This is a genomic window from Sedimenticola hydrogenitrophicus (assembly GCF_025175675.1).
Classification (GTDB): domain Bacteria; phylum Pseudomonadota; class Gammaproteobacteria; order Chromatiales; family Chromatiaceae; genus Sedimenticola; species Sedimenticola hydrogenitrophicus.
In genome coordinates, this window is the sequence record NZ_JANIOA010000015.1 from 69,268 (window position 1) to 88,246 (window position 18,979).

An 18,979-nucleotide genomic window follows, 5' to 3' on the forward strand; every position below is an offset into this window, starting at 1 on the left:
GCGCCTGCCAAACTCGCTTCGCTCAAACAAAGGCAGGCTTGCATCTGAAAATGGGGCCGGATTCGAGGCACCATCAAGATCGGCCAACAAGTCAGGCCAATCACCTACAGATTGATCCGGTGAGTAGTTACATTAGGGGAATCAAATGGACAGCAGCAGTATTGAATTATCCGGCTCGACCATCGAGAGCATCCGGGTGGACGACGGCACCGTCACGGTACGTTTCTCCCCCGCCTTTATCATCAAAACCATCTCCGGCTCCGTGGAGCGCACCCGCTGGCGTCAGTTAGGGGATCTGGTGTTTACCGCGGCCGAGCTGGAGGAGAGCCCGCCCGAGCTGCCCGCCGTCTGCGAGGGTGGCGACGTGGGCCAGAGTGTCTATACCTACCGGGATATGATCCCGCTCCCCTTCGAAGGCCGGGGACGGGTCTACTGCGACCTGCGCTTTGCCGGTACCGACCGGCATCTCAAGGTGGTCGCGGAAGCGGTGCGGCTGAACATGGAGGACCGGCCCTACTACATCGAGCATATCCGTCCGACCTGAAGCCGCCGGCCCGACAGGCAATGGCAGCTGTTGCCGGCTTGCTCTGCCCTTTACCCACAAATGCCGATGAACACGCCTGTAGGATGGGTGGAGGCGCGGCACCCTTGTTGACGGCTGTTCGCGGCGGTCGGGCGCGCCGTACCCATCTTCGGATGCGGATGCAGGTGCGCGATGGGTTGCGCGCCGGAGAGGGAGCCGGCGGAGAGTCCATGGGGGTGCTCCACCCATCCTACACCGGATGCAGTCCGCCCCACTTATAGGTAAAGGGTAGGGCTTTTGCTAACGCGGTAGTCCGAGCGCGCGGATGGGCACCAGCAGCTCCGGGGCATCCCACTCCCGGCTACCCAGGGCCCGATAGACGATGCGGCCCTGTGGATCCACCACGTAGGTGACCGGTAGCCGCATGGCGTCCCAGCGGCTTGAGACCGCGGTATCCGGGTCGAGCAGGACGGGAAAATCCAGCGGCACCTCCTGCAGGAACTTTTCGACCTGGTCGGCCCGCTCCCCCACATTGATGGCGATCAGTTCCACCCCGTATTTGTTCAGCCAGGCGGCCGCCCGGTTGAGCGATGGCATCTCCTTGCGGCAGGGAGGGCACCAGGTGGCCCAGAAATTGACCACCAGCACCTTGCCGCGATAGTCGGCCAGGGAGACCCGATTGCCCCGGGTATCCTGCAGTGCGAAGGCGGGGGCCTCGGTGGGTTCGTCGATCAGGGTCAGGAGACGGCCGGCGGACGCGGAACCGGCCACAGTCAGCAGCATCAGCCAGAACAGGAGGGTGAGGGTCTTCAGCGCGTGCATTCGGTTTATCCGGCAGGGTTAGGGTTACGAGGCAAATTCAGAGATTGAGCAGGGATTCGGCGTGGGCGATCTGCTCCTTCGCCTGTTCCAGGATCTTCAGGCTCATGTGGGGGGTCAGTTCACCCAGCTCGAGGCGACCGTGGGCCGGTACTTCATCAATGGCGGGCAGATGCTGATAATGGTTGTCGCCGATATTGCTGTGCAGCTGGGCGATAATCACCAGGTCGCAGTAATCGGGCGCATCGCCCTGATCACGCAGCCACGCTTCCGCCTCCACAGCGGCAATGACGAAATCCGCGGGGAAGCCCCATTGCTTGAGGATCATGCCGCCGAACTCCGCCCGCAGGCTCCGTACCGCCTGGTCGATGGCGTGCGCATGCATCGCCTCGTCGGGAAAATTTCGCGCATAGTTGAGGATCGCGACAATCCCGATATCGTGCAGCAGACCCGCCAGCATGGCGTGTTCCGCCTTGAACCGGGAATCCTTTTTCGCCAGCACATAACAGATGGCAGCCACCTGGGTGCTGTGCTTCCAGAGCGCCTGCATGCGTTTTTGCAGTAGTTTCGAATCGGACTGGAACAGCTCGCGCAGGGCGAAGGAGAGTACCAGTTTGTGGGTCACGTCGCCCCCCAGCCTGACCACCGCGGCGGCACAGCTCTCCGCCGGATTGCGGCCGCCATAGAAGGCGCTGTTCGCGGCCTTGATCAGCTTGGCGGTGATCACCGGATCGATCTGGACGATCTCGGCAATGGTATGCGCGTCGCTGATCCCGTCCTCCAGCGCCCGGCCGATGCGGATGGCGACCTCCGGGAGGCTGGGCAGTTGCAGTCGGTCCTGCTTCAGGTCGGCCAGCATCAGGGTCGATAGCTGATCCTCGAAGGCCGTCGTCTCGTTGGCCAGATCACCGCTGACCTCGTAACCTTCAACCCCGCTGGTGGCGCCATGGCTGCGGGCGATATCCTCCAGATAGGCGTTGTCGATCAGCAGGTAGCGGACCGGAGTATGGGCCACCACCCGGTACTTGCGCGGCCGCAACAGGGCGATGGGTGAGCGGGCCGAGGCGTCGTCGTCGCGGATCTCAAGGCGGTGCCGGTCGGCCGAGTCCAGCACCAGGCTCCCCTGCAGCAGAAAGTAGGTGTGGTTGTCGTCGCTGCCCAGCTCCATCAGCACCTCGCCCGGGTGGGCCGACCTGATCTCGGCAACGCCGGCCAGCAGATCCAGCTGCTGGGCACTGAGGGCCTGCAGCGGGATGAAGCGTTTCAGCTCATCGGCGGTGGGACGAATTGATGTGCGATCCATGACTAACCCTGTAAACCTCTTGCCGTACCGCTCCGGGTGCGGTCCGTGATTGATCCGACCCGTCGACCCGGCACCTGCCTGCCCTGACGTCGGGCGGGACAGGCCGGTTCAGCAGCCGTTCCTCGCCGGCTTCGGGCTGTTCAGGGTCAGGGTACCGGTCAGCTGCCGAACGGACTGCAGGTCGTGTCGCTCCAGGTAGGCTTTTATACCATGATTTATCTTGCCGCAGATCAGCGGGTCATAAAAGAGTGCCGTGCCGATGCCGACGGCGGAAGCGCCGGCGATCAGGAATTCAATGGCGTCCTCGGCGGTGGTGATGCCGCCCTGGCCGATGATGGGAATGCCGTGGTCGCGGCACACCTGGTAGACCTGGTGGACCTTGAGCAGGGCCACCGGCTTGATCGCCGGGCCGGAGAGCCCGCCCTGGTTGTTGCCGATAATGGGCGTGCGGCTCTCGATGTCGATGGCCATGCCCATCAGCGTGTTGATTACCGCAAAGGCGTCGCTGCCGGCCTCGATACAGCCGCGGGCGTTGGCGGCGATGTCGGTCTGGTTGGGGGAGAGCTTGGTGATCAGCGGTTTGTTGGTCACCCGCCGGCACGCCTCCACCACGCGTGCGGACATGGCCGGATCGTTGCCGAAGGCGACCCCTCCCTCCTTGACATTGGGACAGGAGATGTTGATCTCGATGGCATCGATGGGCGAGTCGTCAAAGCGCCGGGTCACCTCCTCGTACTCCTCGATGCTGGAGCCGGAGACATTGGCGATGAAGCGGGTCTCGGTGAAGTCGAGGGTCGGCAGGATCTCCCGCACCACCCGGTCCACCCCGGGATTCTGCAGGCCGATCGCATTGAGCATGCCCTCGGGCGTCTCATAGATACGGTGTGGCGCATTGCCCAGGCGGGGCTCGCCGGTGGTCCCTTTCAGACAGATCGCCCCGGCATCGCGGTTGCTAAAACCGGCCACCCGTGTGTACTCTTCGCCAAAGCCGACACAGCCGGAGAGCAGGACCAGGGGGGTGTTGAACCTGAGTCCACAGAAATCAACGGCCAGGGGCGAGTCACTCAGTGTTGTCATCGAATGGTTCCAAAGTCATGTTTAACGTAGCGCTGTACGAGCCGGAGATCCCGCCCAATACAGGTAATATCATACGCCTCTGCGCCAATAGCGGCAGCCGGCTGCACCTGATTCATCCCCTCGGGTTCAGCCTGGAGGACCGGCAGCTGCGGCGGGCGGGGCTGGATTATCACGATCTCGCCTGCCTGCAGGAGCACGCGGACCTGTCTGCCTTCCTCTCCCGGCACGGTGAGAACCGGTTGTTCGCCTGCTCCACCCGCGGTCGGCGCTGTTACAGCGAGACCGACTTCCGGCCGGGGGACAGCCTGCTGTTCGGTCCGGAGACCCGCGGCCTGCCCCAGGCGTTGTTGGACCGGTTGCCTGCGGAGCAGCTGATTCGCATCCCGATGCAGGCCGGCAACCGCAGCCTCAACCTCTCCAATGCGGTGGCCATCGTGCTCTACGAGGCGTGGCGTCAGCAGGGGTTTGCCGGTGCCGCTGGAGTGGCTGTTCAGCCGGCCTCCGGCCGCTGATCCCGTTCCAGCAGCGCCTGTACCGCGGTACGCGGGTCCAGTCCCTGATAGAGCACGCGCTGGATCTGCTCGGTGATCGGCATCTCCACCCCCAGGGCGCGGGCCTTGTTGCTGATCTCCTGGGTGGCCATTACTCCCTCCACCTCCTGGCCGATCTCGTGTTTCGCCTGTTCGATGGTCAGACCGCGCGCCAGCGCCAGCCCCATGCGCCGGTTGCGCGACTGGTCGTCGGTACAGGTCAGCACCAGGTCGCCCATGCCGCCGAGGCCGATGAAGGTCTCCATCTTGCCGCCCAGGGCCAGCCCCAGGCGCATGATCTCGGTCAGCCCGCGGGTGATCAGCGCGGCGCGGGCATTGGCGCCGAAGGCGAGGCCGTCGGAGATGCCGGCACCGATCGCCATCACGTTCTTGGCGGCGCCGCCGATCTCCAGGCCGATCACGTCGTTACTGGTATAGGCGCGAAAACAGTCGGAGTGGAGATGCCCGGCGATACGTTCGGCGAACGCCTCGTCGGCCGAGGCCACGGTGACGGCGGTGGGCAGGCCGGCCGCCACCTCGCGGGCAAAACTGGGTCCGGATATGACCGCCGTGGCGCGCTCCGGGCCGAGGATCTCCTCCGCCACCTCGTGCAGCAGGCGTCCGGAGGCGGGTTCCAGCCCCTTGGTGGCCCAGCAGACGCCGGTGCCGGCTGCCAGGTGCGGGGTCACCATCCGCAACACCGTGGCGAAGGCGTGGCTGGGCACCGCGATCAGCACCTCATCCGCCCCGGCCAGGGCGTCACCCAGCTCGCGGGTCGGCGTCAGGCCTTCGGGAAACGGGACGCCGGGCAGGAAGCCGCGATTTTCGCGCTCCCGGGCCAGCCGGTCGATCTCCTCCGGCACATGCCCCCAGAGCCGTACCCGGGCCCCGTTGCGTGCCAGCAGTATGGCCAGCGCGGTGCCCCAGGAACCGGCACCGATCACGGCGACGACGGGTGACTGGGCGGCCATTGGTGCTTAGTGGGTCGCCGGCTCGGCGGCCTGTTGTTGCTGGGCCTGCTCTTGCATGTGCTGGGCGTAGAGCTGATCGAAGCTGACCGGGGTCAGCAGCAGCTGCGGGAAGCTCCCCTTGCTCACCAGATCGGAGACCACCTCGCGGGCGTAGGGAAAGAGAATATTGGGGCAGTAGGCGCCCAGCATGTGGCCCATCTCTTCCTCCGGGAAGTGGCGCACGGTGAAGATCCCGGCCTGCTGCACCTCCACCAGGTAGGCGGTCTTGTCGCCCAGCTTGGTGGTGACGGTGACCGTCAGCACGATCTCGAACAGGTCATTGTCCAGCTTGGTGACATTGCTGTTCAGATTCAGGCTCGACTCCGGTTTCCACTCCTGGGTGAAGATGGCGGGGGAGTTGGGGGTCTCGAAGGAGATATCCTTGACGTAGATCCGCTGTAGGGAGAATTCGCGGCTCGGTTCGCTGGATTGGGCATTTTCTGTCATGACTTGAATTCCGGTTGTCGGTCGATTGAATGGAAATGGGGGGTTACTTCTTGCTCACGGGCAGGCCGTCGCTCTGCCAGGCCAGCATGCCGCCACGTAGATTGTAGACCGGCTCGATGCCACCCTCCTGCAGCACCTTGCAGGCGGCGGAGGACTGGGCTCCGGACCGGCACACGACGATAACCGGTCGGCCCTTGTACTTGGCCACCTGTTTGATCTGATTCTTCAGGGCGGTGGTGGGTATGTTGATGGCGCCGACGATATGGCCGTTGTTGAAATCGGCTATCGGCCGCACATCCACCACCAAGGCCTCCTCGCGATTGATCATCTGGGTTGCCCGCGACGGCGGGACCGAGGACTTGCCGCCGCTGCTGGCCAGCAGATTCTGTACGATCAAAACCAGCACCACCACCAGGGCGGAGAACAGGATAATGTGGTTTGTGATGAATTCGATAAGCTGTTGCATGGATCTCCGCTGCCAGGTGTGGTTGTTAATGGGGTCCCAAGAGGAGGCACATTCTAACCCGAATTCCGCACAAATTTGCACTGATCGCGTGTGCCTCTTGCTTGCGCGGTAAATATTCCCTCAACGTAACTACTCACGGGGTAAGGATGTAGGGTGGATAAGCCGGTAGGCGCATGCCATCCTCAGGTCCGTAAACGGTACATCCCTGTACCACTACTCATGTACCACTCCTCACCAATGCTCACGGGGTGATGGGCCTACCTTGCCGGCCTCACGCGATGGCTTGTCTCCTCGAATCCGGCCCCTTTTTCAGCGCCTGCCCAAACTCGCTTCGCTCAAACAAGGGCAGGCTGAATCTGAAAAAGGGGCCGGATTCGAGGCGCCATCAAGATCGGCCAACAAGGCAGGCCCATCACTTACAGACCGGGTGAGTAGTGACCCCTGGATAAAGCCGCTCCCGGCCATCCCTGGCCTCCGCGGCATAAATCCGTCCCTGGATAAAACAAAACGGGAAATCACCTTTCCCGTTTTGTTGTGGATGACGTGCTGGCGGCTGGAGTCAGTGTGCGTGTGAGCAGAACACCTCGCGCATCATACCGATCAGCTTGAGGGTGCGTGAATCGCTGACCCGGTAATAGACCCGGTTGGCATCCTTGCGGGAGGCGAGGATGCCCTTGTCCCGGAGAATGGCGAGATGTTGCGAGATATTGCTCTGCGAGGTGCCGACATGCTCGACAATCTCCTGCACGCTCACCTCTTCCTCACCCAGGGTGCAGAGGATCTTGAGTCGCAGCGGGTGCGACATGGCCTTGAGTGAGCGGGATGCACGTTCGATATCCTCGTCATCGGCCATCAGACCGATGTCGTCATCGAATTCGTGCCCGGACTCAAGCACAGGGACCTTGGGGCTTCCAAATTTATGTTCCATACACCGGACCTTGGTTAAAACAACAGTAATGACGTAAGCTGAAACTGTTGCGTCGGTTGATCGGGACTTGATCAAGACCGGGCCAGGCCCGGTTGCTCAAGCGTGACAGCCGGGATGAAGCCCCACTACTAGCCTTTTAGCCTTTTTCCGGTGCTGCCCGCAACCCGCTGAAACGCAACGACTCTTTATAAAGATACAATAATAAACTGTTTTACGTAAATTTATCCTGTTTTTCAATCGGTATAAATACTTTAACCCACGATTATTGGCTGGGTTTATTCTCGCGGAGTTAATGTTGCGGTAGTAAAAATGGTGTAATATTTCGTTTTTTTCAATGAGTTAGCCCGATCATCGGGTAAAACGTTCGCACGGAGTCGGAAACCGAGATGTCTTTCAAAGTAAAACCCGCGGTGCTGCTGATCATGGATGGCTGGGGATACAGCGAGGATCCCCGGTCCAACGCCATCATGGCCGCCCGGACGCCGGTCTGGGACCGGCTCTGGGAGAGTTGCCCCCATACCCTGATCAGCACCTCCGGCGCCGAGGTAGGACTGCCGGACGGCCAAATGGGCAATTCCGAGGTGGGCCATCTCAATCTGGGGGCCGGACGGGTGGTCTACCAGGAGTTCACCCGGGTCAGCCGCTCGGTACGCACCGGCTCCTTCTTCACCAACCGCACGCTGGTAGACGCGGTCGACCGGGCGATAGCGGAGGAGAAGGCCGTGCACATCTTCGGCCTGCTCTCTCCCGGCGGGGTGCACAGCCATGAGGAGCACATCCACGCCATGGCCAGACTAGCGGTGCAACGCGGCGCCGCGCGGGTCTATGTGCACGCCTTCCTGGATGGACGGGACATGCCGCCAAAGAGCGCGGCCGCCTCCATTGAGGCGATGAACCGGGTCTTTGCCGAACTGGGACAGGGGCGTATCGCCTCCATCGTCGGGCGCTTCTATGCCATGGACCGGGACAACCGCTGGGAGCGGGTGGAGCAGGCCTACAACATGCTGGTACTGGGCCGCGCCGAGTTCAGTGCAACCGATGCAGGCCAGGCCCTGCAGCAGGCCTATGCGCGGGGTGAGAGCGACGAGTTCGTCAAACCCACCTGCGTGGTGCCGCCCGGGGAGACACCGGTTCTCATCGAAGACGGGGACGCCGTGCTGTTCATGAATTACCGCTCCGACCGGGCCCGGCAGCTGACCCGGTCGTTCATCGACCCGGCGTTTGACGGTTTCGCGCGTGCCCGTGTTCCGCGGCTCAGCAGTTTTGTCAGCCTCACCGAATACAGCAAGGCGTTCGATATCCCGGTGGCCTTCCCGCCGGAACGGCTGGAAAACGTCTTCGGCGAATACGTCTCCCGGCTGGGGCTGCGTCAGCTGCGCCTGGCCGAGACCGAGAAATACGCCCATGTCACCTTCTTCTTCAATGGTGGGCGGGAACAGGTGTTTGAGGGTGAGGAGCGGATTCTCATCCCCTCACCCAAGGTGCACACCTATGATCTGAAGCCGGAGATGAGCGCCCCGGAGGTGACCGACGCCCTGGTCGCCGCCATCGAGAGCGGCAAGTATGACGCCATCGTCTGCAACTATGCCAACTCGGACATGGTGGGACATACCGGTAAATTCAGCGCGGCGGTGGCGGCCATCGAGGTGCTGGATCACTGCCTGGGACGGGTGGTCGAGGCGTTGCGGCGGACCGGCGGCGAGATGCTGATCACCGCCGATCACGGCAACGCCGAGCAGATGGAGGATGTGGAGAATGATCAACCTCACACTGCCCATACCCAGAATCCGGTACCCTTGCTCTACGTGGGCCGGCCGGCCCGGCTGCATGAGAATGGTGCCCTGTGCGACATCGCCCCGACCCTGTTGACCCTGATGGGACTGGCCGTGCCCTCCGAAATGCGTGGGCATACCCTGCTGGATATGACCGCCGCGGATGATCCGACGGCCTGATGGTGGCTGATTCCTGCCGGCTGCGGGCTGCTGTCCTGGTGTTGCTGACGGCGCTGCCTGGCCTGTCATCGGCCGCCTCCGGGGAGGAGTCGATCGGCAGCCGGGAGGATGAGTTGCGGCAGCTGCGGGGGGAGATCTCGACGCTGCAGAATCAACTCAGTGGCCGCGAGCGCGAGCGTCAGGCGCTGCAGGAGCAGTTGCGCAGCGCTGAAAAACGGATCGGCAAGACGACGCGCCAGCTGCGCACGCTGGCCACCAGCCTGGAGCGGCAACAACGGCGCCTCGAGCAACTGGAGGCAGAGCGCGGTACCCAGCGTGAGGCGCTCGCGGCCAACCGCTCGGCGCTGAAACAGCAGATGCGATCGGCCTATGCCATGGGGCGACAGGAGCGCCTGAAGATCCTGCTCAATCAGCAGGATCCCGCCGTGGTCAGCCGCCTGCTGGTCTATTACGACTACTTCAACCGCTCCCGCGCCGAGCAGATCGGCCGGCTGGGCGAGACCCTGGAGGCGTTGCAGGAGACGGAAACGGCCATGCGCCTGGAGAACGAACGGATGCGTGAGACCCAGGCGCGGGTGCTGGATCAGCAGCGCGCCCTGGATCGGGAACAGGACAAACGGCAGCAGGTGTTGGCGCTGCTGGAGAAGGATATCGAGGACAAGGGCCAGCGGCTGCAGGGTTACAAGCGGGATGAGCAGCAGCTGCAAGAGCTGCTCAAAAAACTGCAGGCGGAACTGGCCGCCCTGCCGATCGAGACCGAAAAACACAAACCCTTCAAACAGCTGAAGGGCAAGCTCATGTGGCCGGCAAAGGGTCGGCTGGCCACCCGCTTTGGCGATTCCAGGGCCGGCAACCTGAACTGGGACGGGGTGGTGATCGCCGCCGGCGAGGGGGGGGACGTGCGGGCGGTGCACCATGGCCGGGTCGCTTTCGCCGACTGGCTGCGTGGCTTCGGCCTGCTGCTGATCATCGATCACGGCGACGGCTATATGAGTCTCTACGGCAATAACCAGAGCCTGTTCAAGGAGGCCGGGGACTGGGTGGAGCCGGGAGAACCGGTCGCCCTGGTGGGTAACAGTGGTGGACAGACCCGTCCGGGGGTATATTTTGGAATACGCTATAATGGTCGTCCGGTGAATCCCCAGCGGTGGTGTGAAGCGGTACGTGGTAACAAGGTGGGTGAATTGGTACACCCGTCGCTAACTGAACCGGTGCAACTGAGCACCCTGCACCCCTCCGGTCCCGGGATCGCCCTGCCGGACCGACAATCGCAGCAGAGAAGCAAGGTATGAAGAGAAGATTTGGCTTGGCGCGTGTACTGACCCTGGGGTTGCTTTCGGGCGCCCTGCTTATCCCGGCCCCCGCGACGGTTGCCGAGGAGCCGAAACAGCCACTGCCGATGCAGGAGCTGCGCGCGTTCGCGGAGATATTCGGGCGCATCAAGGAGAACTATGTCAAGCCGGTGGATGACAAGGCGCTGCTGGAGTATGCCATCCGCGGCATGCTCGCCGGGCTCGATCCCCACTCCTCCTATTTGAACGAGGAGGAGTTTGCCGATCTTCAGGCCGGCACCAGCGGGGAGTTCGGCGGCCTGGGTATCGAAGTGGGACTGGAGGACGGCTTCGTCAAGATCATTTCCCCCATCGACGACACGCCGGCCCAGCGGGCGGGAGTCAAGGCCGGTGACCTGATCATCCGGCTGGATGAAAAACCGGTCAAGGGCATGAGCCTGGAAGAGGCGGTCGGCCTGATGCGCGGCAAGCCCGGTACCGAAGTGGTCCTGACCATCGCCCGGGAGGGTGAGGAAAAACCATTGCGGATCACCGTGGTGCGCGACATCATCAAGGTGGCCAGCGTCAAGGGGCGCCTGCTGGAGGAGGGCTTCGCCTATATCCGGCTGTCCCATTTCCAGGCCCGCACCACCGACGACATGTTGAAGAAGCTCAGCCAGCTGAAGGCGGAGTCGAAGGAGGGGATCCAGGGGCTGGTGCTGGATCTGCGCAACAACCCGGGCGGCATCCTCAACGGGGCCGTGTCCATCAGCGATGCCTTCCTCACCGAGGGGATCGTCGTCTACACCCAGGGGCGCGACGAGGCGTCACGGCTCGATTTCAACGCCGCGCCCGATGATGTGCTGGACGGTGCGCCGATCGTGGTGCTGGTCAACGGCGGTTCCGCCTCCGCCTCGGAGATCGTGGCCGGCGCCCTGCAGGATCACCGGCGTGCCATCATTATGGGCAGCCAGACCTTCGGCAAGGGCTCGGTACAGACCATCATCCCGGTGAGCAAGACCGCGGCGGTGAAACTGACCACGGCGCTTTACTTCACCCCCGCCGGCCGCTCCATCCAGGGCGAAGGGATCAAGCCGGACATCGTCCTGTCCGAGGTCAAGGTGACCCGCAACGAGCCAGATGACGCCACCCGGATCAAGGAGGCCGATCTGGCCGGGCACCTGGATAATGGCAATGGCAGGAAGGCCCCCGAGCCTGAGCAGCCGGAACCGGGGCAGCCGGCGCAGAAGCCGACTCTGGATATTGAGGATGATTATCAGCTGAGCGAGGCGCTCAACCTGTTGAAGGGCATCAACCTCTATAACAGCTGGAACTGAGATGAGCGGCGGGACGGCGCATCGGCTGCTCCTGCTATTGCTCTGCCTGGTGCCGTCGACCTGGACCTTGGCGGCTGGGTCGGCGGCGCAGCCGACCCAGCCGGTCATCACCATCATTATTGATGACATGGGCAACGATGGCGGCTGGGGCGATGCCGCCCTGACCATACCCGGGCCGGTGACCTATGCCTTCTTGCCCCATACCCCCCATGCCCGGCGTCTGGCACTGGAGGCGCATGCCGCGGGCAAACAGGTGATGCTGCATCTGCCGATGCAATCACACGAGGGCAACCGGCTGGGGCCGGGCGCCCTGACCCTGCACATGACCGAGACGGCCTTCAAGCGCAGCATGGACGACAGCCTGGGCGCGATTCCCCATGCCCGGGGACTGAACAACCACATGGGCAGCCTGCTGACCCGCCATCCCGGCGCCATGGCCTGGGTGATGCAGGGGTTACGTGACCGGGGCGATCTGTTTTTCATCGACAGCCGCACTACCCTGCAGACGGTGGGCCAGCAGCTGGCCGAGGAGTACGGGGTGCCCAACGCCCGCCGCGACGTGTTCCTGGACAACGACCGCAACCCCGAGGCGATCGCGCGGCAGTTCGAGCAACTGCTGAAACGCGCCCGCCGCCAGGGCTATGCTATAGCTATCGGCCACCCCTATCCCGAGACCACCCGGGTGCTGGTGGAGCGGCTGGCGGGGCTGCAGTCGTCAGGTATCCGGCTGATTCCCGCCTCGGAAATGATTGAGTACCAAAGGAGCACAACGCTATGGCACGCATCCTCGTCCCCCTTGCCAACGGTTGCGAAGAGCTCGAAGCCGTAACCATTATTGACCTGTTGCGGCGCGCCGGCCAGGAGGTGGTGACCGCCGGCCTGGAGGAGGGCCCGGTGACGGCCAGCCGCGGCGTGGTGCTGCAGCCGGATGTGCCGCTGGACGACGTGCTGTATCAACCCTTTGACATGGTGGCGCTGCCGGGCGGGCTGCCCGGCGCCGATCATCTCGACCGGGATCCGCGGATAGGCGCGCTGTTACGTCGCGTGGCCGGCGAGCAGGGTTATACCGCCGCCATCTGTGCGGCGCCCAAGGTGCTGGCCAGTGCGGGACTGTTGCAAGGCCGTCAGGCCACCGCTTATCCGGGGGTGCTGGAGAGCATGTCGCTGACCGACGTCACCCTGGCGGCGGGCGCGGTAGTGCGGGACGGCCGGGTGATCACCTCGCGCGGGCCGGGTACCGCCATGGATTTCGCCCTGGCCCTGATCGAGGCGCTGGCGGGGCGCGAGAAACGCGATGAGGTGGAGGCGGGTCTGGCCCGCTAGGCCTGCCCTTTACCCATAAGTGGGTTGCATCCAGGCGTAGGATGGGTGGAGCGCCCCCATGAACTTTCCGCCGGCTCCCGCTCCGGCGCGCAACCCGTCGTCCACCTGCACCCGCATCCGAAGATGGGTTACGGCGCGCCCGACCGCCGCGAACAGCCGTCAACAAGGGTGCCGCGCCTCCACCCATCCTACGCGCTTTTGTAGGGTGGATAAGCGACAGCGCCTCCACCATTGCCGTGGTGAGGAGTGGTACATGGATGTACCGTTTACGGACCTGAGGATGGCATGCGCCTACCGGCTTATCCACCCTACAAAACTGCCTCGGTGATTGAGGGTGTCGATTTCACGGGGCGCCCCATGCCGCCCAGAGGGGTCGGAGTCAAACCGCCCATAGGGATTTGAGCTTTGCGGGCAGTTGGGGCGGTTTGACTCCGACCCTTGGTAAGCCCTAGTCCCCCAGGCTGGTCCCCACCCGCTTGGCGCTGATGATCCAGGGATGGTCCGGCGGCACCAGTTTCCGGCGCCCGGCCACCTCCTCCAGCGGCACCGGGACCGCCTGCTCCCCGGCGGCCGCCATCATCACCCCATACTCTCCCCGGGCCACCAGGTCGGCGCAGGCGCTACCCAGGCGGGTAGCCAGCAGCCGGTCGGCTGCCGAGGGCGCGCCGCCCCGCTGCACATGCCCGAGGATGGTGACCCGGCTCTCCAGCCCGGTGAGCCGCTCCAGCTGCTCGGAGAGCTGTACTGTGTGATTGCCCAGGTGGTCGGCCTCCAACTCGACGAGGCGCTGCTTGGCGTGCCGCTTCTGCTTCTTGTTCCGGGCATGCAGCTTCCGTTCTTCCAGATCCCGGATCTGCGCCGCCTGCTCCAGTGAACGGGCACCCTCCGCGACGGCGACAATACTGAAGCTCTTGCCGTGGCGCACGCGCTGGCGGATGGCTTCTGCAACCCGCTGGGTATCGTAGGGAATCTCCGGCAGCAGGATCACGTCCGCCCCGCCGGCGATCCCGGCGCCCAGTGCCAGCCAGCCGGCCCGGTGCCCCATGATCTCCACCACGATGATGCGGTGATGGCTGTGCGCGGTGCTGTGCAGCCGGTCGACCGCCTCGGTGGCGATACCCAGGGCGGTATCGAAACCGAAGCTGGTGTCGGTGCAGGCCACGTCGTTATCGATGGTCTTCGGCAGGGTGATGATATTCAGCCCCTGCTGTTTCAGGTGCAGGGCGTTCTTTTGGGTGCCCCCGCCGCCCAGGCAGATCAGCACATCCAGCCGGTGCTCCCGGTAATGGCGCACAATGGTTTCGGTCATGTCGGCGAGTTTGCCGTCCACCAGCATACGCTGGGGTTTGTCGCGGCTGGTGCCGAGGATGGTGCCGCCCAGGGTGAGGATGCCGGAGAGCCGCTCGCCATCCAGGCGCATGGAGCGGTTCTCCATCAGGCCGCGGAAACCGTCGCGAAAGCCGATCAGCTGCATGCGGTAATGGCCCTGCACACTCTTGCCGACGCCGCGAATGGCGGCGTTGAGTCCCGGACTGTCACCCCCGGCGGTCAGAATACCCACTCGTTTATCCACTGCTATTATCTCTGTTACGGGGAATTCGATGGGGAACACGATAACAAACAAAGGCCGCTGACTGCACGCCCCGAAGGCAGTAGGCCAACGCAATAAGGATCTGTCCATAAATAACTACCACATCTTGCTGGTCTTTTCGTCCGCCTTCGGCGTTACGGCAAGACTTACATAGAACGACTATGCGCGCCTTGCCGTGCCTTGAAGGCAAACGCCCCTTGAAGTAAAAAGAAAGCCCGGCGCAATAGGCGGCAGTTATTTCGTGCCAGATCCTAAGAAAAGTCCAGGAGGTATCCATGACCTGCGGTCGACGACTTTACGGGTGTCTGCTGCTGTTCCTTTTCGCCATCCCCCCGCTGTACGCCGCCACTGGCAATGGCTATGACGTGGTCACCCTCAACAACGGCGACATCTACAACGGTACCGTGGCCCAGTCGCACTTTACCCTGGAGACCCGCTATGGCGAGGTGCCGGTCCCCTACGCCCGGATGGCCCTGCTGATCCTGGGCGGCGGTGAACAGCCGGACCGCATCCTGACCCGCCGTGGCGATCGCTTCAGCGGACGGCTCAAAGAGCGTGAACTGACCATGCTGCGGGTGCTGGATCCGACCTTGCCGGTGGCGGTGGAGGATGTGGCGGAGATCCTGTTTGCCGATCGCAAGCTGCGGCCGCCGCTATTCAAGACCCCGGATGCGGTAATTACCCAGAACGGTGACCGCTTCGCCGCTCGGGTCATTAGCGAGGCATTGCCGATGACCGGACACGCCGGAGCGAGGCTAACCAATCCCTCCGGCATCCACCTGCTGGATGTGGTGTCGCTGGACGAGGGTGAGGATTATCTGGCCCAGATCACCGCCAATGACGGCCAGGTGATACAGGGCCGGTTCGCCCTGGAGCAGGTCACCGTGAGTACCGGCTTCGGCACCATCCTGAACATCCCCTTCACCCGGCTCAGCCAGCTGGCGTTGCGGGTCAACCACTCCGGCAAGCGGCCGACCTTCCGCTTCCTGCAGCGGCTCAACCCGGTGGACCTGATCCGGGACCGCATGCGCGACGGTACCCTCGGCCCGCAGATGCTGGCGCTGCGTGGCGGTTCCTACACCCGGGGAGATCAACAGGGCGATGGTGACGCGGACGAACGACCGGCGCAGGCGGTGCAACTGCAACCCTTCGCCATCGGTGTGCACGAGGTTACCTTCGACGAGTACGACCGCTTCTGCGCGGACACCGGCCACCGCAAACCGGACGACCAGGGCTGGGGGCGCGGTAGCCGGCCGGTGGTCAATGTCTCCTGGGAGGATGCCAACGCCTACGCCGCGTGGCTGAGCCGGCGCACCGAACAGCGCTACCGGCTGCCCAGCGATGCCGAGTGGGAGTACGCCGCCCGGGCGGGCAGCGTCAGCCGCTACTGGTGGGGCGATGAGCCGGAGCCGCATCGGGCCAACTGCGCCGACTGCGGCAGCCTCTGGGATGGCGAGAAGAGTGCCCCGGTGGGGCGCTTTCCGCCCAACCCGTTCGGTCTGCACGACACGGCGGGTAACGTCTTCGAATGGGTGGTAGATTGCTGGCAGGACAACTTCATCGCCGTCACGGCCGTCGGGGCGGGGGACGGTGGGGCAGAGTGCGGCAAGCGGGTGATCCGCGGCGGCGCCTGGAGCTTCCCGCTCCACGAGATACGCTCGGCCAACCGCTGGCGGGATTTCCCCACCCGCCGCAGTGATGACACCGGGTTTCGCCTGGTGCGGGAACTGGTGACCGACTGAGGGTCGGCAGCAAGTACCCGCTGCTGCACGTTCTTCCCGCCGGGACCCCGTTCCCGTAGGGTGCCGGTGAGCTTGCGAACCGCACCGCTAACCCATGCGGTTTGTTTCACTCACCGCATCCTTCAAGGCACCGCAAATGGTGGATGCGCCCTTCAGTACGGCAGTCAGGGCGTATGATGGGTGGAGGAGGGACGACGTAACACACCAATCGGTCCGGCGACATCCTCCCACCATGCCGCCCATCGCCCGGCCACATCCGAAGATGGGTTACGGCGCGTCCTGGCAGCGGAACGTCTCCAACAACGGAGGTTGGGCGCCTCCACCCATCCTACAGGCGGCAGGTAGCCCACGTTGCGCAGGGAATGGGGTTCAGCTCCGCAGCCAGCTGCGGATCAGGGCGAACCCGCCCAGGGCCGAGAGCCCCAGGCCGGTGGAGGTGACGGCGCCGGCCGGCAGCAGCTGGCCGGGACCGAGCAGTAGCAACAGGGTACCGGCCAGCAGCAGGCTGCCGCCACTGACGGCGGACAGCAGATGGCGCTGGTGGTGCCGGGCATCCTGGCGCAGCTGTTCCAGCTCGGCCGATTTCCAGTTCAGCTCCAGGCGGCCCTCGGCGGCGTCGCGCAGCACCTTGTGCAGCAGGATCGGCATGTCGGCCGCGAACTCGGTCATCTGCGGCAGGTTCTTCCTCAGCTTGCGGGTGAACGCCTTGGGGCCCACCTGCTCCTTCATCCAGCGCTCCAGGAACGGCTTGGCGGTGGCCCAGAGATCCAGCTCCGGATAGAGCTGGCGGCCCAGCCCCTCGATATAGAGCAGGGTCTTCTGCAGCAGCACCAGCTGCGGCTGCACCTCCATGTCAAAGCGGCGCGCGGTCTGGAACAGGTTGAGCAGGAAGTGGCCGAAGGAGATCTCGCTCAGGGGCTTGTTGAAGATCGGCTCGCAGACCGAGCGGATGGCCGACTCGAACTCCTCGATGCGGGTTCCCTTGGGCACCCAGCCCGACTCCACGTGCAGCTCCGCCACCCGGTAGTAGTCGCGGTTGAAGAAGGCCAGCAGGTTCTCCGCCAGATAGCGTTGGTCCTCGGTGGTGAGGGAGCCGACGATACCGAAATCCACCGCGATGTAGCGCCCGCCCGGCTCGACGAAGATGTTGCCCGGGTGCATGTCGGCATGGAAAAAGTTGTCGCGGAACACCTGGGTGAAGAAGATCTCCACCCCCTGGGTGCCGAGCTGCTCCATGCTGATACCGGCGGCCTTGAGGGCGGGGATGTTGCCCACCGGGATGCCGTGGATACGCTCCATCACCAGCACGTTGCTGCGGGTGTACTCCCAGTAGATCTCCGGGACGAAGAGGATGTCGCTGCCCTCCCAGTTGCGCCGCAGCTGGGCGGCGTTGGCGGCCTCGCGCTGCAGGTCCAGCTCGTCCAGGATGGTCTTTTCGTAATCCCGCACCACCTCCACCGGGCGCAGGCGCCGGCCATCCTTCCAGTAGCGGTCGGCCAGTCCGGCGATGATGTAGAGCAGCCCCACGTCGCGGCGGATCACCCGCTCGATGCCCGGGCGCAGCACCTTCACCACCACCTGCCTGCCGTCTTTCAGCTCGGCGGTATGCACCTGGGCAATGGAGGCGGAGGCGAGGGGTTTCTCGTCGAACGCGTCCAGCACATCCTCGATGGGGTGGCCGAACGCCTGCTCGATAATGCGCCGCGCCTGCTGACCGGAGAAGGGCGGCACCGCGTCCTGCAGCTTGGCCAGCTCGTCGGCGATGTCAGCCGGTATCAGGTCGCGGCGGGTGGAGAGGATCTGGCCGAACTTGATGAAGATCGGCCCCAGGTCCTCCAGCGCCTGACGTATACGCACCGGATACGTGGGCAAACGGTTTCTTCTCAACCAGTAAAACGGCGACAGGTAGATCAGGAAGCGTACTGGACGGAACAGGTGCGTGGCCAGAATCACCTCGTCCAGGCCGTGGCGCAGCAGCACCCAGTTGATATGCAGCAGGCGCAGCGCCTCGGCGGGACGGATCACTGGGACTCCTCACGGGGTTTGTTTTTATGCGCTTCCAGCAGGGCGAGGCGCGCCTCCAGGCGTTCGATGCCATCCCGCAGTTCATCCACCTCGGACAGGAACTGCTCGACTTCCATCTGTTCCGGGAGGATGCGCAGCTCCTTCTGCAGCAGCTCCCGCAGGTCCAGCTCCAGGGTATCCAGGGTGCGCCGGCCCCAGCCGGACAGGTTGCGAACCACGCCGGCCAGGTCCTCGGCCACCAGGCTGCCGGTGTAGCGGGCCAGCTGCGCCTCCCAGTCGATGGCCATGCCGCCGAGGATCTTGCCGAAGCGGTGGGCCAGCTCGGTGTCGCCGCTGATCCTGACCTCGCCGGAGAACAACTGGTCGGAGCTGGTCTGCGGGTTGCCCATGCGGGCCAGGGCGAGGGGGGTGCCGCGCAGGGTGCAGTCCGGCTCGTCCTCATAGTGGGCGAGCACCTGCACACCGGATGGCGTGGGGATCAGGTAGAGGATCTGGCCCAGCCCGGCCAACTCGAAGGCGAGCACCTTGCCGTGCAGCCGGGCCATGTCGGCCGCGGCGGCCGGATCCAGCTTCAGGTACTGGTTGAGGGCCTGTTCAAGGCCGGCGGTGGCAACTCCCGGGAGGCTCATGGGTTG

General features: G+C 64.1%; 18 protein-coding genes. 8 read left to right on the forward strand and 10 right to left on the reverse strand.

Annotated elements, in window-relative coordinates; all coding sequences use genetic code 11:
- Positions 1-145: 145 nt before the first annotated feature.
- Complete coding sequence (locus tag NPX02_RS10180; RefSeq protein WP_260293431.1) at positions 146-544, forward strand: hypothetical protein; 399 nt, start codon at positions 146-148, stop codon at positions 542-544.
- A gap of 279 nt (positions 545-823) precedes the next feature.
- Here the strand turns inward: NPX02_RS10180 and NPX02_RS10185 are convergent, their stop codons facing one another.
- From NPX02_RS10185 to NPX02_RS10195, 3 genes are all read right to left on the reverse strand, one after another.
- Positions 824-1,345: a peroxiredoxin family protein gene (locus tag NPX02_RS10185; protein ID WP_260293432.1), complete on the reverse strand. Its 522-nt coding sequence runs from the start codon at positions 1,343-1,345 to the stop codon at positions 824-826.
- Positions 1,346-1,382: 37 nt separating this feature from the next.
- Positions 1,383-2,645: an HDOD domain-containing protein gene (locus NPX02_RS10190; protein ID WP_260293433.1), complete on the reverse strand. Its 1,263-nt coding sequence runs from the start codon at positions 2,643-2,645 to the stop codon at positions 1,383-1,385.
- Between the two features lie 108 nt (positions 2,646-2,753).
- Entirely contained in the window at positions 2,754-3,722 is a 969-nt protein-coding gene (locus tag NPX02_RS10195; protein ID WP_260293434.1) for a dihydroorotate dehydrogenase, read from the reverse strand.
- A gap of 17 nt (positions 3,723-3,739) precedes the next feature.
- Between NPX02_RS10195 and trmL the strand changes: the two genes are divergently transcribed.
- Entirely contained in the window at positions 3,740-4,234 is a 495-nt protein-coding gene (gene trmL, locus NPX02_RS10200) for a tRNA (uridine(34)/cytosine(34)/5-carboxymethylaminomethyluridine(34)-2'-O)-methyltransferase TrmL (RefSeq protein WP_260293435.1), read from the forward strand.
- On the opposite strand, the gene NPX02_RS10205 is transcribed toward trmL, so the two are convergent.
- From NPX02_RS10205 to NPX02_RS10220, 4 genes are all read right to left on the reverse strand, one after another.
- Positions 4,213-5,223 (reverse strand): NAD(P)H-dependent glycerol-3-phosphate dehydrogenase, encoded by a 1,011-nt coding sequence (locus tag NPX02_RS10205; RefSeq protein ID WP_260293436.1) that lies wholly within the window; start codon positions 5,221-5,223, stop codon positions 4,213-4,215. The genes trmL and NPX02_RS10205 overlap by 22 nt on opposite strands.
- Positions 5,224-5,229: 6 nt before the next feature.
- Complete coding sequence (gene secB, locus NPX02_RS10210; RefSeq protein WP_260293437.1) at positions 5,230-5,709, reverse strand: protein-export chaperone SecB; 480 nt, start codon at positions 5,707-5,709, stop codon at positions 5,230-5,232.
- Positions 5,710-5,752: 43 nt separating this feature from the next.
- Positions 5,753-6,175, reverse strand: coding sequence for a rhodanese-like domain-containing protein (locus NPX02_RS10215; protein ID WP_260293438.1), 423 nt, complete (start codon positions 6,173-6,175; stop codon positions 5,753-5,755).
- A gap of 559 nt (positions 6,176-6,734) precedes the next feature.
- Positions 6,735-7,028, reverse strand: coding sequence for an ArsR/SmtB family transcription factor (locus NPX02_RS10220; RefSeq protein ID WP_418067327.1), 294 nt, complete (start codon positions 7,026-7,028; stop codon positions 6,735-6,737).
- A 461-nt stretch (positions 7,029-7,489) separates the two neighbouring features.
- Between NPX02_RS10220 and gpmI the strand changes: the two genes are divergently transcribed.
- The 5 genes from gpmI to NPX02_RS10245 are packed head-to-tail and all read left to right on the forward strand — an operon-like array spanning position 7,490 to position 12,986.
- Positions 7,490-9,055, forward strand: a complete 1,566-nt coding sequence (gene gpmI / locus NPX02_RS10225; protein ID WP_260293440.1) for a 2,3-bisphosphoglycerate-independent phosphoglycerate mutase — start codon at positions 7,490-7,492, stop codon at positions 9,053-9,055.
- Positions 9,055-10,347: a murein hydrolase activator EnvC family protein gene (locus NPX02_RS10230; protein ID WP_260293441.1), complete on the forward strand. Its 1,293-nt coding sequence runs from the start codon at positions 9,055-9,057 to the stop codon at positions 10,345-10,347. Before gpmI ends, NPX02_RS10230 begins: the two co-directional genes overlap by 1 nt.
- Positions 10,344-11,663, forward strand: a complete 1,320-nt coding sequence (locus NPX02_RS10235) for a S41 family peptidase (RefSeq protein WP_260293442.1) — start codon at positions 10,344-10,346, stop codon at positions 11,661-11,663. Before NPX02_RS10230 ends, NPX02_RS10235 begins: the two co-directional genes overlap by 4 nt.
- Position 11,664: 1 nt before the next feature.
- Positions 11,665-12,492 (forward strand): divergent polysaccharide deacetylase family protein, encoded by an 828-nt coding sequence (locus NPX02_RS10240; protein ID WP_260293443.1) that lies wholly within the window; start codon positions 11,665-11,667, stop codon positions 12,490-12,492.
- Positions 12,438-12,986: a DJ-1 family glyoxalase III gene (locus NPX02_RS10245; protein ID WP_260293444.1), complete on the forward strand. Its 549-nt coding sequence runs from the start codon at positions 12,438-12,440 to the stop codon at positions 12,984-12,986. Before NPX02_RS10240 ends, NPX02_RS10245 begins: the two co-directional genes overlap by 55 nt.
- 448 nt (positions 12,987-13,434) lie before the next feature.
- Here the strand turns inward: NPX02_RS10245 and NPX02_RS10250 are convergent, their stop codons facing one another.
- The gene (locus tag NPX02_RS10250; RefSeq protein WP_260293445.1) at positions 13,435-14,547 is read right to left on the reverse strand and encodes a 6-phosphofructokinase; all 1,113 of its coding nucleotides are present in this window, start codon (positions 14,545-14,547) and stop codon (positions 13,435-13,437) included.
- A 305-nt stretch (positions 14,548-14,852) separates the two neighbouring features.
- Here NPX02_RS10250 and NPX02_RS10255 point away from each other — a divergent pair, with 305 nt between their 5' ends.
- The gene (locus tag NPX02_RS10255) at positions 14,853-16,319 is read left to right on the forward strand and encodes a formylglycine-generating enzyme family protein (protein ID WP_260293446.1); all 1,467 of its coding nucleotides are present in this window, start codon (positions 14,853-14,855) and stop codon (positions 16,317-16,319) included.
- 369 nt (positions 16,320-16,688) lie between these two features.
- Here NPX02_RS10255 and ubiB read toward each other — a convergent pair whose 3' ends face one another.
- Both ubiB and NPX02_RS10265 read right to left on the reverse strand, forming a co-directional pair.
- Entirely contained in the window at positions 16,689-18,344 is a 1,656-nt protein-coding gene (gene ubiB, locus NPX02_RS10260) for a ubiquinone biosynthesis regulatory protein kinase UbiB (protein WP_260293447.1), read from the reverse strand.
- Positions 18,341-18,973: a ubiquinone biosynthesis accessory factor UbiJ gene (locus NPX02_RS10265; RefSeq protein ID WP_260293448.1), complete on the reverse strand. Its 633-nt coding sequence runs from the start codon at positions 18,971-18,973 to the stop codon at positions 18,341-18,343. The genes ubiB and NPX02_RS10265 overlap by 4 nt, the downstream gene beginning before the upstream one ends.
- Between the last annotated feature and the right edge of the window lie 6 nt (positions 18,974-18,979).

What these genes read in the sequence shown, in the direction of transcription:
- trmL (WP_260293435.1), top strand. Translation starts at nt 3,740, where the DNA reads ATGTTTAACGTAGCGCTGTACGAGCCGGAGATCCCGCCCAATACAGGT.
- NPX02_RS10195 (WP_260293434.1), bottom strand. Translation starts at nt 3,722, where the DNA reads ATGACAACACTGAGTGACTCGCCCCTGGCCGTTGATTTCTGTGGACTC.
- NPX02_RS10180 (WP_260293431.1), top strand. Translation starts at nt 146, where the DNA reads ATGGACAGCAGCAGTATTGAATTATCCGGCTCGACCATCGAGAGCATC.
- NPX02_RS10255 (WP_260293446.1), top strand. Translation starts at nt 14,853, where the DNA reads ATGACCTGCGGTCGACGACTTTACGGGTGTCTGCTGCTGTTCCTTTTC.
- NPX02_RS10265 (WP_260293448.1), bottom strand. Translation starts at nt 18,973, where the DNA reads ATGAGCCTCCCGGGAGTTGCCACCGCCGGCCTTGAACAGGCCCTCAAC.
- NPX02_RS10220 (WP_418067327.1), bottom strand. Translation starts at nt 7,028, where the DNA reads ATGGCCGATGACGAGGATATCGAACGTGCATCCCGCTCACTCAAGGCC.
- NPX02_RS10190 (WP_260293433.1), bottom strand. Translation starts at nt 2,645, where the DNA reads ATGGATCGCACATCAATTCGTCCCACCGCCGATGAGCTGAAACGCTTC.
- NPX02_RS10230 (WP_260293441.1), top strand. Translation starts at nt 9,055, where the DNA reads ATGGTGGCTGATTCCTGCCGGCTGCGGGCTGCTGTCCTGGTGTTGCTG.
- gpmI (WP_260293440.1), top strand. Translation starts at nt 7,490, where the DNA reads ATGTCTTTCAAAGTAAAACCCGCGGTGCTGCTGATCATGGATGGCTGG.
- secB (WP_260293437.1), bottom strand. Translation starts at nt 5,709, where the DNA reads ATGACAGAAAATGCCCAATCCAGCGAACCGAGCCGCGAATTCTCCCTA.
- NPX02_RS10240 (WP_260293443.1), top strand. Translation starts at nt 11,665, where the DNA reads ATGAGCGGCGGGACGGCGCATCGGCTGCTCCTGCTATTGCTCTGCCTG.
- NPX02_RS10185 (WP_260293432.1), bottom strand. Translation starts at nt 1,345, where the DNA reads ATGCACGCGCTGAAGACCCTCACCCTCCTGTTCTGGCTGATGCTGCTG.
- NPX02_RS10245 (WP_260293444.1), top strand. Translation starts at nt 12,438, where the DNA reads ATGGCACGCATCCTCGTCCCCCTTGCCAACGGTTGCGAAGAGCTCGAA.
- NPX02_RS10235 (WP_260293442.1), top strand. Translation starts at nt 10,344, where the DNA reads ATGAAGAGAAGATTTGGCTTGGCGCGTGTACTGACCCTGGGGTTGCTT.
- NPX02_RS10205 (WP_260293436.1), bottom strand. Translation starts at nt 5,223, where the DNA reads ATGGCCGCCCAGTCACCCGTCGTCGCCGTGATCGGTGCCGGTTCCTGG.
- NPX02_RS10215 (WP_260293438.1), bottom strand. Translation starts at nt 6,175, where the DNA reads ATGCAACAGCTTATCGAATTCATCACAAACCACATTATCCTGTTCTCC.